We start from the raw sequence: 12,510 nt of genomic DNA, 5'->3' as shown, positions 1-12,510 counted from the left end.
TCTGGGAGATAAAAATTTTAAGGCAGCATGGGATTTTAAAACCATGCTGCTTTTTTGTTTCAGATGCGATTGTACTTAAAAAACTATTTAAACTGTATCACTTTTAAACAATTCTAATCCTGATGCTTTTCCAAAAAATCCAACATACCGGAGTACACTTTAATTTCGTTTTCCTTTTTGGAGAAACCATGCCCTTCATCATCGAGCACAAGATACTCAACATCACGACCTTCATCTTTCAACTTGGCAACGATATTGTCGGATTCCTCTTTAACAACACGTGGATCTTTTGCACCTTGAATAACAAGCATTGGCTTGGTCATACCATCCAAGTACGTAACTGGTGAATCTTTGATAAAGCGTTCCTTATCACGCTCCGGGTCACCTAACCATCGATCCATAATTGGTTTCCAGTGTGGTGGTACTGAATTAACAAATGTGAATAAATCAGATGGACCGAAAATATCCACACACGCTTTGAAATATTCAGGATGACGACCGTGAAGCAGCAGTGTCATATAACCGCCATAACTGCCGCCAACCAGAAATAATTTTTCACGGTTTGAAACATTATTTTCAAATAGCCATTCAATTCCTGCCACACAGTCTAAACGGGGTCCTTCTCCCCAATCCTGCTCGACTAATTTTACAAATGAAGACCCATATCCTGTACTTCCACGAAAGTTTGGGGCAAAAATGGTATACCCGCGGTTGAGAAAACATTGGAACATTGATCGGAATGATTTTCGTTCGGAAGCTTGCGGTCCACCGTGTGGCCAAAAAATCGTATAGCCGTTACTATTTTCCGGTTTCGCTTTAAACAACAATGCTTCGATTTCCATACCGTCAAATGACTTGTAGGAAACAACATCCGGTTCAACCATATCCTTGCTGCTTAATCCAAGTACACGGTTATCTGTCAGCTGACGCCATACCTTGCCATCTTCTGATTTAAAAATATTGTGCGGAACAGTAGCGCTTCTGCCAAGCAAATAAACATTACCAGACTTTGCAACATGTATCTGTTCCATCGCATCAACCGGTGCGTTTAGCTTTGTCAGCTTTTCCAATTTTAAATCATAAACATATACCAAATCACTCACACCATTTTCCGTAACAAGGTATAAAGCATTTTGGTCTTTATTCCATTTCAGCATTTCCACACTCTCATTATCGATGGTTACAACTGTCGAAAATTCCTTTGAATCAAGGTCAAATTGTGCAACATAGTTATATTCGCTCTCATAATTCGTGACAAAATGGATGGTTTTGTCATTAATAAAAATAGGATCAAATGTAACGTGTACCTTTTCAGGATCAGGGGTAAGGTTGTGTGTTTCCCCACCCGCTTTGACAAATCCGGTCACGAACGTGTTTGCAAAAGCGCGTAAGTAAACAAACGCCTGTTCATCATTGGAAATAGCTGCTAACTCAGTTGGGGATACTTCGCCAACATTCAGAAGTGTATCGGAATTGTTTTTTAAATCGCGAACTCTTGCATTTAAAAAAGTTTGGTTTTCCTCCGAAGTAATGTAATATACACGTTCACCATCCTCACTTACATCCGCCAAAAAATACTTCTCTTCCGCATTACCTGTAACCAGCGGCTGCGGCAAGCCGCCCTCACCAGGTATAGCATATATATGATGGTTTTCATCGCCGTCCTTGTCAAACCCAGCCAGAACATAGCGGTTTTTTGGATCAAATTTGATGCTGCTGCATGATTCATCCTGATGCGCAAACAGATATGGAAAAGTTTCCGGTAAATCCATCGCCCACAGGTTCATTTTGCCATTCAGATTTGAACTGAAAATGAGCCGTTCCTCATCACTGCTTACGTCAAAGTTTGAAATGACATACGTTCGAAAAAATTGCTCAACAGTTGGTTTTGGAAATTGTATCATCGGGTCCTCCCTAAGGTTTTAGAATTGTTTTACTTATAAAATAATTATATCCTATTTTAAAAAAGAGAGATAGTTTTCTTACAATAAAAAACTTGGCTTTTCACCAAGTTTTTTGAAAAACGGTTGCTGCTTCAACTAGTTGCCCGTCTTTCATCATCAACACGCGGTCACACAAATCAAGCACCCGTTCATCATGTGTCACCATGATACCGGACTTACCACGCTCACGAACCTCAGCTGCCAGCATTTCCACGACTTCACGGCCCCGCTTCGAATCTAAACTTGCCGTTGGCTCGTCTGCCAGGATTAGTTTAGGATCATTGATTAATGCGCGGGCAATTGCAACCCGTTGCCTCTCTCCGCCGGATAAGGCACTCGGAAAGTTTTTAAGCCGGTCGCCTAATCCGAAATGGCGCAGCAATTCCGCTTCTGTCTCATAACGCTGTTTATTTTTGGCCAGCACGTTTACCACACGCAGCTGATCCTTAACGGTTAAATAAGGGATCAGATTGGCAGACTGGAAGACGAAGCCTATCTTTTCCAGCCGCAGCATGGTTTTCTTTTTTGCTGAAAGTTTTTCGATGTTTGCTCCATCCACCATAATAGTTCCGCTTGTTGGTGACAATAAGGCACCGGCAGTTGATAAAAAAGTGCTTTTACCAGAACCGGATGGACCGATTACAGCGATAAATTCCCCTTCTTTAACCTCGAGCGTTACATTATCCAAAGCCTTGAATTCATTTGGTCCATCGCGAAAGATCTTTGATACCTTTTCCATTCTGAGTGTCATCACTCTGCCCCCTCAATTGCTTCTTTTGGATCAACTTTAACGACCTGTGACAAGGAAACCAATGATCCGATAACAGAAACGGCCAGCAGCAATGCCGCAGACAGCAGCATCCGATCTGAACTTAATACAAATGGCATAGCTTCCGGCAGTAATTTCCCAACCCCGAACGTCATTGCCGCAGCCGCTCCGATACAAATAACAGATAAAATTATTACTTGGACAAGAAGATTGCGCATCAGGTAGGATGTTTTAGCACCCAACGCTTTTAACACACCGAATTGTGCTTTCTTTTGTAACGTAATCACATAGAAAAAGACGGCTAACACAAATGCTGCGATCACGTACAGAAAGATGATCATCATATTGAGCGATGCCTGTTCCTGTGAGTAGCTTGGCAATGCAGCCAAAATTTCGTCTTTCGTCAATACATCATAGTGTTGCTCCAATTTCTTATTAGCGTTTCCTTTAATCGCAACGGCATTATAGTGCTCCGTTTTATTTTCCGCATATACAACAGAGGTATGGCTGTAACGCTGATTTTCTGCAAAGCCAGTGACCGTATACTCCTGTTTACTGCCTTTAAACGTGATGGTATCACCAGTGGAAATACCTTCTTTTTTCAGTTGATCATCGACAAGCACTTCATTCGATTCAGTCGGCATTTCCCCTTCGGAAACATGTGGCACCAACATACTGTCCATATCTGTCATGAATAATGTCGCATCAATCGTTTTGTCGTTTCCCTTTTTTGAAAAAGCACTCATTTTCACAGCTAATGGAACGGCTTTTTGGACGCCATCCGCAGATGAAACTTTCTGCACAGCAGATTCGCTGAGCGAGGATTGGGTAAGCTGATTCTCCACACCTTCCTCAATCGCCAGGTAATCTGCATCCATCGTTATAATCGACGATGCGTTATCATATGAAAGTCCCTTTGCCAAACCGGAAATGATAAAAATCAATCCAGCCACTAAAACCATAATGACTCCAATTAATATATAACGAAATTTTGCATGCAGTAATTCTCTGATTCCTAAAAACATAAAAATCGTTCACTCCTTTCATCTCCATATCTTTAGTATAGATATCGAATATGAACAGAGAATGAACGATTGATTACGTTTTTGGCAGGGAAACAGTGAATGCGGTTCCTTTCCCGGGTTCACTTTCAACCATAATAATTCCACCGTGAAGCTCAATTATTTTTTTTACGATGGACAAGCCCAGACCCGTGCTGTTTTCCGTTCTGGTTCTGGCTTTATCCACTTTATAAAAACGGTCAAAAAGATGTGGGATATCCTTTTCTGCAATACCGATACCATTATCCTCAACCGTTACATCAACTGTTTGATTATGCTCCTTTGTATGTATTTGGACTGTACCACCAGATTCTGTATACCGGATAGCATTAGTCAGCAAATTCATCCAAACCTGATAAAGCAGTTTTGAGTCGCCAACAATCTGAAATGGCGCATCCTCCAGCTCAACCGTTATACCCTTTTCGCTCCACAGCCATTGTACAGCTGATACGACCTCTCTCAACTGTTCCCCCAGCATGATGGTGTGTTGTTCACGTTCATCGAGATCGTTATCCAGAAATGATAGCGTTAAAAGCTGTTTGCTCAGTTGTGAAAGTCGCCTGCTTTCTTTCTCAATAATTGTTAAATAATACGTACGTTCTTCGTCCGTCATATCTTCCTCTCGTAGCAGCTGAGAAAATCCCTGAATCGATGAAAGCGGGGACTGAATTTCATGCGAGACGTTCGATACAAATTCCTGTCTTTTTTCCTCGGTTTTTTGCAGATTATTGCTCATTTGGCTGAAATCGCTGGCAAGCCTACCAATTTCATCGCGACGGTTTACATTCAGCTTCACATGATAATTACCCGCTGCAATTTTCCTGGTTGCATCGGTCAGCCGCTCGACCGGCTTCACAATAAAACGAGTACTAATCAAGATCAGCAGAAAACTGAACAGGAGAACCAGCACAAGCAAGACAGCAAGAAAAATACGCATTTCCCCGAACTGCTGGGTCGTAAACGGCCGCACAAACAATGCATATTGGGTCCCATTGGCTTTGACCGGTAATCCGATGGTGTTTTTTAATTTGTTGTCAAAAAATCCAGTCACAAAAGGTTTCCACGGATAATTGGCAATCCCGTGGTAAACTTTACCGTTTAATACTCGTTCAATTTCTGATTGAGGCAAATCAGTCGAATCAAACGGACTGCCGAACGTTTCGGTTTTGCCGTTTTCACTCACCAGATAAAATTTGTACCCTAAATCTGTAATGTCCGCTAAGTATTTTTGCAGCGGCTGTCCGTTATTCCGTTTGTAAATGGAAACAATATCCCTTGCGATTCTGGTCACTTTTTCATCGTTCTTCGGTTTTAAAAACTGCTGATAATAGACATTGGTCACTGCAAATGCGATGATGGCACTTGCTATCATAATCACCATTGTAATGACAATAATCCGTACATATAACGTTCGCATTAACTGCTTCCTCCATCATTATCCCGCGCGTGCAGTTTATAGCCTTTACCCCGCACCGTTTCAATCGTAAAATCACCTTTACTATCTGTGAATCGCTCCCTGAGCCGCTTCACATGAACATCAACTGTCCGGTCAAAGCCAATAAAATCATTTCCCCAAACATGCTCAATTAATTGTTCACGGGTAAAAATCTGCCCCGGATAGCTTGCCAATTGTGCCAGTAATTCAAACTCCTTTAATGGAAGAATAATCAATTTACCATTCGAATGTATTTCATAGCTTTTCCGGTTAATGACCGTCTTTCCGAGTTTTATTTCCGCTTCACTTGCCAATTGAAACCTTCTCAGCAGTGCCTTGATCCGAAATAACACCTCTTTTGGTTCAAACGGTTTAACGACATAATCGTCCGTACCTGCCGTGTACCCTTTTTCCTTGTCAGTCAGTTCCCCTTTGGCGGTCAGCATGATTACAGGAATATCATATGTTTGACGGATTTCGGCGCACAATTCATAGCCGTCAATATTCGGCATCATAATATCAACGATGGCCAGCTGAACACTCTCGACTTCAAGCACACTCAAGGCATGCTGTCCATCTTTCGCTTCCAGCACTCGATATCCTTCTTTATGCAAATAAAAGCGTAGCAACTCCCGAATATGCGGGTCATCATCCGTAATTAAAATGGAAACCATAGCCGCAATTCCTCCTTTGGCATCAGCTGTATGATATATGAATGATTCGGCGTTAACGGCGTTCAGGCAGTGCGGACCAACTTCACTTCTAAAGTGGGAATTTCATCCATTTATATCATTTTGCACACTCCGGCGTGTAGTTCGCATGTTTAACCGGGCATTTCGCACGTTTTTTGATCAGCTGTGCAGGATCAACACAAAAAATTGCTCCCGGAAATGAGAGCAATTTCACATGCCAATTATTCTTTCACACCAAGCAATTCTTCGATAACTGCTGCAACCTGGTTCGTGTATTTTTCGCAGGCTTCCTTTGTCGGCGCTTCGACCATTACCCGGACGAGCGGTTCTGTACCGGATGGCCGGACGAGCACACGCCCTTCACCGTCCATTTCAGCCTCCACCGCATTAATCTCCTCCTGAATTTTAGGATTGGTTAAAGCGTTTTTCTTGTCCGTTACTCTCACGTTTTTTAGAACCTGCGGATAAATTTCCATTTCATCAGCCAGTTCTGAAAGTTTCTTTCCTGTTTCTTTCATAACATTTACAAGTTGAATAGCTGTCAGCATGCCATCTCCGGTTGTTGTATAATCCAGGAAAATGATGTGCCCGGACTGCTCACCGCCAAGGTTATAACCGCCATTAAGCATTTCCTCGAGAACATAACGGTCACCGACTTTTGTTTTATCACTGCGCATCCCATGCTCTTCAAGCGCTTTGTAAAAACCGATGTTACTCATCACCGTGGATACAACTGTGTCATGACGAAGAACACCTTTATCATTCATAAACTTTCCGCAAATATACATGATCTTGTCACCATCAACGAGATTGCCTTTTTCATCAACAGCAATGAGACGATCTCCATCACCGTCAAAAGCCAGACCAATGTCAGCACCTTTTTCAACGACAAAAGCCTGCAATGATTCGGGATGTGTTGAACCGTAACCGTCATTAATATTAAGTCCATCCGGCGATGATCCAATGGAATGGATATCAGCTTCCAGATCTGCAAAAAGGTGTGTTGCAAGACTCGACGTTGCACCATGTGCGCAATCCAGCGCAATTACCATATCTTCAAAATCATTATCAACTGTTTCTTTCAAAAATGAGAGATACTTTTGACCACCTTCAAAATAATCATTAATAACGCCAATATCGGCACCAGTCGGACGTGGAAGATCATCTTCACCATCCATCAACTGTTCAATTTCGTCTTCCTGTACATCCGTCAATTTGAAACCATCCGGGCCAAAAAATTTAATCCCATTATCCGCCACCGGATTATGAGAGGCAGAAATCATAATACCTGCTTCAGCGCTGGTAGCCTTTGTCAGATAGGCAACACCAGGCGTTGAAACCACGCCAAGGCGCATGACCTCGGCGCCAATTGACAACAGCCCTGCTACGAGAGCCCCTTCCAGCATATGACCGGAAACTCGTGTATCACGACCTATTAATATTTTTGGTTTCTGCACACCTTTTGTAAGGGAATAACCGCCAAAGCGGCCTAATTTAAATGCCAATTCGGGTGTCAGCTCAGAGTTCGCAATTCCCCTGACACCATCCGTTCCAAAATAATTTCCCATGCTGTATCTCTCCTTTATATCCGTTCACCCACATACGAGGGTAACATTCGTTCATTCATCCGTTATCCAATACAGTGCATTATCAGGTGATTTCAACCGTCACTTGCTCGAATTCACCAGTCAGTTCCACATTTTCAGGTCCTTCGAGCGAAACCGGAAGCTGGTGCTGTCCCGGATCAAGGCCACCGGCATCAACCGTTGCTGTTATATCCTCTGCAGAAACATTACTGACAGGCTTTTGTAAGCCGTTGATTGTAACATCCATGGAAGCTGATTCCGGCTCAATAAATGTTACTTCTTGTCCATCTCCCACATTTTCCACATCAACTGGGACGTCCTGAAATGTCCTGGTCTGTTCCAATTCAATTGCCACTTCTATTTTTTTGTTTCCCTTTATATGTGCTCCATCAGGAAGGGCAAGGCCAACATCAATTGTTCCGGATTCATTTATATCATTAAGGTTGATTTTTTCTGTTGAAACCTTTTCAATCCCTGTTAAAACTTCACTCTTGCCGTGAATTTTTACTTTGTCCACATTAGCAGAAATAGATGACATTGTATACCCTTCAGGCAGCTCGCCCATTGTTGACAATGTTACCGGAACGGACTTGCTTGGGTTTTGGATATCCACTGAAACTTCAACACTTTCCGGCTCCATCTGTACATTCAATTCATTGCCTCTTGCATCATAGACATTTACAGGAACTTCCCTGTTGTCAATCGGTTCCTTTAACCCGGAAACATCAACAAACACTTTTACAATCGAAATCTGTTCGATAATATCCTTGGAGCTGGTTATTGCCACAGTTTTCGGTTCAGTTGTGCTTTCACCGAGTTCATATCCCTGTGGAAGCTTGTCCGTATTAATGAAATCTGTCGATACCGTAAATTCTTCCGTTGCACGTTCCTGAATCGTAACTTCTATTGTTTTCGGTTCGATATATGCGTTTAATTCGCGAGGTACATTTGCATGTTTCAATTCAACTGTATGTGTTCCTTCTTCCAAACCTTCCAAATCAACATATATATCAAAATTTTTCTGCCTTGCCGTTGCAGTCAGTGTGCTTTCAGAACCTTCCAACGTCACCGAAACTGTCTGAGGCACACCGCTAACAACATAGTTATCCTCATCAATACGGATACTGACCGGCATCTCTTCAATTGTTGCCACCTCTTCATTGCCACTCGGAAAAATCCGCGAATCATCGTTGTCGTACTGATCAATCTCCACCTGGACAAAAATGTATAACACTGCAGCAAAAATCAGTGAAATACCCCGGACAAACCAGCGGCTGTTAAACCATTTATCCATTATTCTTCCCCCTCCGATGTCGTGACTTTGATTCAGAGGTTTTTAATGAAGATGACAGATTTGCGCGAAGAAATTCCCGCAATGCATCCCGATCCAATTCCCTCATTAATTCACCGTTTTTGGTACAGGAAATATTACCGGTTTCTTCTGACACCACAATAGTCAGAGCGTCTGTTACTTCACTGATTCCCATAGCAGCACGGTGCCGTGTGCCGAGCTCCTTTGAAATAAACGGACTTTCGGATAACGGTAAATAACAGGCTGCAGCCATAATTTCCTCATCCTTAATGATGACCGCCCCGTCATGAAGCGGTGTGTTCGGGGTGAAAATATTCGTAAGGAGCTGATGGGTAAGCTTTCCGTCAATCAGAATACCAGTCTCCGCATAATCACCAATACCTGTTTCACGCTCCAGCGAAATCAATGCTCCAATTCTGCGCTTTGCCATATATGTACACGACTGTATAATGGCCTCAATTTTCTGTTCCAGTATTTCTTCCTCAGACCTCGATCCTCTGGAAAATATATTCCCTCTCCCCAATTGTTCCAACGCCCGCCGTAATTCAGGCTGAAACAAAATGACAATAAATACAAATCCCCAAGTAATCGCCTGATTTGTTATGTATTGAATCGTCTGCAGTTCAAAAACTCTACTGAGCACCCAGACAACCAGCACAACCAAAATGCCTTTTAAAAGCTGTATAGCCTTTGTGCCCCTGATAAGCATTATTAATTTATATAAAACATACCAGACGAGAGCAATATCTACGCCGATTCGCAACAGATTTAAAAAATCAAATCCCCCATCAAGCATGTTCACACTTCCTTCTGCACATATTCTTCTTCCCATCCATTTGGAATTCCATTGTATATTATATCATATTCTCTATCCGGTATTGAAATGTTAGCAAAACTTTAGTCAGCATCAATCTTTCAGCTGACGACCTTAGTTGCGCTTATCCGGTAAGAAAGTTATATATGCCAAAAAAAGCCTGGCAACATTGTACCAGACTTAATAATATCTTACGTTTCCAAATCATTCATCAATTGAAAAAACATTCTCAAACATGTCCTTCATATGATACCAGACCCACTCAAAGACCTGATCAACCTGCTCAAGCTCCCCATTCACTTCACCGACAGATGCCATAAGCCCTGAGCCTTCAATTGGCTGATCAATCAGTTCACCATTAATAATGGTGACATTGCCATCCACCGTTCCCTCTAATCGGAGATCACCATTTTTAACCAGCAAATCACCCGAAACGGTAACATTCTCTGGTACAATGACAGTATCACCCTGAATTACCAGATTTTCCTGTTTAGAGACAACGAGTGCGCTGTCCTGGTTCCAGGCTGAAAATATTCCGGTAAACATAAAAAAGAAAAATATTGCAGCTGAAACCAGTACCGGATGGGCTTTAAACCAGCGTTTATACCGCATACGTTTTTGCTCCACAGGCAGATTTCCCATAACTGATTCCGTAAAACCTGAAGGAGCGGAAATCCGGTCTGTGCTCTGGACAAGTGTAATCGTGCGCTTCAGTTCATGAAAATGCTTTTGGCATTGTTCACAATTCTCCAGATGATGCCGCAACTTCTCTTCTTCATCTTTCATTAAATCATTATCCAGGTATTTATGCATAAGTTCAATTGCTTCATTATCGCAGTTCAAGTTGATCACACTCCTTTACACATGGCGAAGCTTTTTGCGTAAAGCTTCGCGCCCCCGGTGGATTCGGGTTTTCACGGTACCTAACGGAATATCCATAATCTCACTGATTTCCTTAAGTGAAAAATCTTCGAGGTAACGTAAAATAATAATGCCACGGTATTTAGACGGAAGCGATGCTATTTCATGATGAATATATTGTTGCAGCTCCATGCTTTCTGCTTCTTCATCGGGTAGCCGATTGTCCGCAGCAAGCTGCGAATACATGTTCAATCCCTCTGTTCCCGTTATTTCCGCATCAAGATAATAGTCCGGTTTTCGCTTCCGTATCCGGTCAATCGTTAAATTGGTTGCAATCCGGTACAGCCAGGTGGAAAACTTTCGATTCACATCATAAGTGTGAATGTTTACATACGCCCTGATGAATGCCTCCTGAGCTATATCTTCTGCCTCATGCCGATTTCCCAGCATACGGTAGCAATGCTGATAAATCTTATGCTGATAAAACGAGACTATATCTTCAAAAGCAGTCTGATCTCCCTTTTTAACCTTTTTAATTTTCTCTTTTATTAATGTTTCCATTGATTTGTACCTCCGCCATCTATGCGGTAATACGCATACGAATAAGTCCCTCGAAAGGTTTCAAATTTTTTTCTGCTTTGAAGTTGTTTAAATATAATTGAATTTGGGTAGGTTCTAATAGTAAGTATACTAGATTGGAGGTTGTTTTGTGGATAATAATTCATTATTATTGGAAAAAATCGAAGAATGTCGGGATGAAATGATGATTTTAAGCAACCACCATGGATTAACCTCTGAAATCGTAATTGAATCCAGCAAAAGACTGGATAACCTTTTAAATACGTATCAGAATTAAATGAAAATAAAAGCATAGCATGGAGATGAAAAGACATGTCAAGCTTTGAGGTGTCTTTTTTTCATGCTGACAGAAAAAAGCCCGTACTGTCTTAACGATAGTAAGGGCTTTTTATTGTGGTTGAATCCGACTTTTGAAGTCAGTTCCTATCCATTTTATTTCAATTTCTCGCCAAACAATGATCCAATCAGTCCGACAGCCATTGTTGCTGTTTTATTTTTATCATCCAGTATCGGGTTCACTTCAACAAATTCAGCTGAAGTAAGCAGATTGGACTCTTCCAGCATTTCCATAGCCAGATGACTTTCCCGGTAGGATAACCCGCCAATTACCGGGGTACCCACGCCAGGTGCTTCTTCAGGGTCAAGCCCGTCCAAATCAAGGCTTAAATGAACACCGTCTGTCCGTTCTTTCAAGTAGTCAATCGTTTCCGTCATCACCCTGGTCATACCCATTCGGTCAATTTCATGCATGGAATAAACTTTTATTCCGCTCTCTTTAATCAGTTCCTTTTCTCCAGGGTCAAGTGAACGGGCACCGACAATGACGATGTTTTCAGGCTTAATTTTTGGTGAATAGCCCAAAATGTTTGTCAATTTTTCGTGGCCAATGCCCATGCTGATAGCAAGCGGCATCCCATGAATATTGCCTGATGGTGAAGTTTCACCGGAGTTCAAATCGCCATGCGCATCATACCAGATGACACCAAGATTCTCGTAGTGCTTGGAAATCCCAGCCAAACTTCCGATAGCAATGCTGTGGTCACCACCAAGAACGAGCGGGAACCGATTATTATTTATTTCTTTATCAACCATTTCAGCCAGTTTCTGATTACCATCAGCCACCTGCTTCAAGTTTCGTAAGTTTCCTTCCTGCGATTCATGTTTATTGTCGGGACGTGAAATTGGCACATCCCCAAGATCGCTTATCTGATATTGTAAATTTTCAAGCGTTTCCATAACACCTGCATAGCGAATGGCGCTTGGCCCCATATCAACGCCACGCCGGCTTTGACCAAGATCCATTGGCACACCGATGATTGATAAATCCTTATTCAACATTATCGCCTCCTCTGTCTGTTCATTCTACCCAAAAAAAACGCCATGACTCAACTCAACATTAAAATGTATATATATACATTAATAATTTGATAACTCAAAAATCATGGCGACAGGTTAGAT

At 42.0% G+C, this 12,510-nt stretch carries 12 protein-coding genes; 1 reads left to right on the top strand and 11 read right to left on the bottom strand.

The window, feature by feature from the left end; genetic code table 11:
* Positions 1-113: 113 nt before the first annotated feature.
* The 10 genes from HUX68_RS14385 to sigW all read right to left on the bottom strand — a co-directional run bounded on the left by HUX68_RS14385 (position 114) and on the right by sigW (position 11,034).
* The gene (locus HUX68_RS14385) at positions 114-1,904 is read right to left on the bottom strand and encodes a S9 family peptidase (RefSeq protein WP_174615464.1); all 1,791 of its coding nucleotides are present in this window, start codon (positions 1,902-1,904) and stop codon (positions 114-116) included.
* Positions 1,905-2,004: 100 nt separating this feature from the next.
* Entirely contained in the window at positions 2,005-2,694 is a 690-nt protein-coding gene (locus HUX68_RS14380; protein WP_174615463.1) for an ABC transporter ATP-binding protein, read from the bottom strand.
* Positions 2,694-3,737: an ABC transporter permease gene (locus tag HUX68_RS14375; RefSeq protein WP_174615462.1), complete on the bottom strand. Its 1,044-nt coding sequence runs from the start codon at positions 3,735-3,737 to the stop codon at positions 2,694-2,696. Before HUX68_RS14375 ends, HUX68_RS14380 begins: the two co-directional genes overlap by 1 nt.
* Before the next feature lie 73 nt (positions 3,738-3,810).
* Entirely contained in the window at positions 3,811-5,190 is a 1,380-nt protein-coding gene (locus tag HUX68_RS14370; protein WP_174615461.1) for a sensor histidine kinase, read from the bottom strand.
* Positions 5,190-5,882 (bottom strand): response regulator transcription factor, encoded by a 693-nt coding sequence (locus HUX68_RS14365; protein WP_174615460.1) that lies wholly within the window; start codon positions 5,880-5,882, stop codon positions 5,190-5,192. Before HUX68_RS14365 ends, HUX68_RS14370 begins: the two co-directional genes overlap by 1 nt.
* Positions 5,883-6,121: 239 nt before the next feature.
* The gene (gene glmM, locus HUX68_RS14360) at positions 6,122-7,468 is read right to left on the bottom strand and encodes a phosphoglucosamine mutase (RefSeq protein ID WP_174615459.1); all 1,347 of its coding nucleotides are present in this window, start codon (positions 7,466-7,468) and stop codon (positions 6,122-6,124) included.
* An 82-nt stretch (positions 7,469-7,550) separates the two neighbouring features.
* Positions 7,551-8,780: a CdaR family protein gene (locus tag HUX68_RS14355; protein WP_174615458.1), complete on the bottom strand. Its 1,230-nt coding sequence runs from the start codon at positions 8,778-8,780 to the stop codon at positions 7,551-7,553.
* Positions 8,773-9,594, bottom strand: coding sequence for a diadenylate cyclase CdaA (gene cdaA, locus HUX68_RS14350; protein WP_174615457.1), 822 nt, complete (start codon positions 9,592-9,594; stop codon positions 8,773-8,775). Before cdaA ends, HUX68_RS14355 begins: the two co-directional genes overlap by 8 nt.
* A gap of 222 nt (positions 9,595-9,816) precedes the next feature.
* Positions 9,817-10,455 carry a zf-HC2 domain-containing protein gene (locus tag HUX68_RS14345; RefSeq protein WP_174615456.1) on the bottom strand — a complete coding sequence of 213 codons (639 nt, stop codon included), beginning with the start codon at positions 10,453-10,455 and terminating at the stop codon, positions 9,817-9,819.
* A gap of 15 nt (positions 10,456-10,470) precedes the next feature.
* Positions 10,471-11,034 carry an RNA polymerase sigma factor SigW gene (gene sigW / locus HUX68_RS14340; protein ID WP_174615455.1) on the bottom strand — a complete coding sequence of 188 codons (564 nt, stop codon included), beginning with the start codon at positions 11,032-11,034 and terminating at the stop codon, positions 10,471-10,473.
* A 148-nt stretch (positions 11,035-11,182) separates the two neighbouring features.
* Here sigW and HUX68_RS14335 point away from each other — a divergent pair, with 148 nt between their 5' ends.
* A complete protein-coding gene (locus tag HUX68_RS14335) occupies positions 11,183-11,329 on the top strand; it encodes an aspartyl-phosphate phosphatase Spo0E family protein (RefSeq protein WP_246206687.1) in 147 nt (48 codons plus the stop codon).
* A gap of 155 nt (positions 11,330-11,484) precedes the next feature.
* On the opposite strand, the gene rocF is transcribed toward HUX68_RS14335, so the two are convergent.
* Positions 11,485-12,387 carry an arginase gene (gene rocF / locus HUX68_RS14330; RefSeq protein ID WP_174615454.1) on the bottom strand — a complete coding sequence of 301 codons (903 nt, stop codon included), beginning with the start codon at positions 12,385-12,387 and terminating at the stop codon, positions 11,485-11,487.
* Positions 12,388-12,510 lie beyond the last annotated feature (123 nt).

This window comes from Virgibacillus ihumii, from assembly GCF_902726655.1.
In the GTDB taxonomy this organism is placed as follows: Bacteria; Bacillota; Bacilli; order Bacillales; family Amphibacillaceae; genus Lentibacillus; species Lentibacillus ihumii.
The sequence above is the reverse complement of the archived record's forward strand: the minus strand, read 5'-3'. Positions and strand labels throughout refer to the sequence as shown.

Coding starts and splice junctions, on each gene's coding strand:
- HUX68_RS14385 (WP_174615464.1), bottom strand. CDS start 1,904: ATGATACAATTTCCAAAACCAACTGTTGAGCAATTTTTTCGAACGTAT.
- HUX68_RS14380 (WP_174615463.1), bottom strand. CDS start 2,694: ATGACACTCAGAATGGAAAAGGTATCAAAGATCTTTCGCGATGGACCA.
- HUX68_RS14375 (WP_174615462.1), bottom strand. CDS start 3,737: ATGTTTTTAGGAATCAGAGAATTACTGCATGCAAAATTTCGTTATATA.
- HUX68_RS14370 (WP_174615461.1), bottom strand. CDS start 5,190: ATGCGAACGTTATATGTACGGATTATTGTCATTACAATGGTGATTATG.
- HUX68_RS14365 (WP_174615460.1), bottom strand. CDS start 5,882: ATGGTTTCCATTTTAATTACGGATGATGACCCGCATATTCGGGAGTTG.
- glmM (WP_174615459.1), bottom strand. CDS start 7,468: ATGGGAAATTATTTTGGAACGGATGGTGTCAGGGGAATTGCGAACTCT.
- HUX68_RS14355 (WP_174615458.1), bottom strand. CDS start 8,780: ATGGATAAATGGTTTAACAGCCGCTGGTTTGTCCGGGGTATTTCACTG.
- cdaA (WP_174615457.1), bottom strand. CDS start 9,594: ATGCTTGATGGGGGATTTGATTTTTTAAATCTGTTGCGAATCGGCGTA.
- sigW (WP_174615455.1), bottom strand. CDS start 11,034: ATGGAAACATTAATAAAAGAGAAAATTAAAAAGGTTAAAAAGGGAGAT.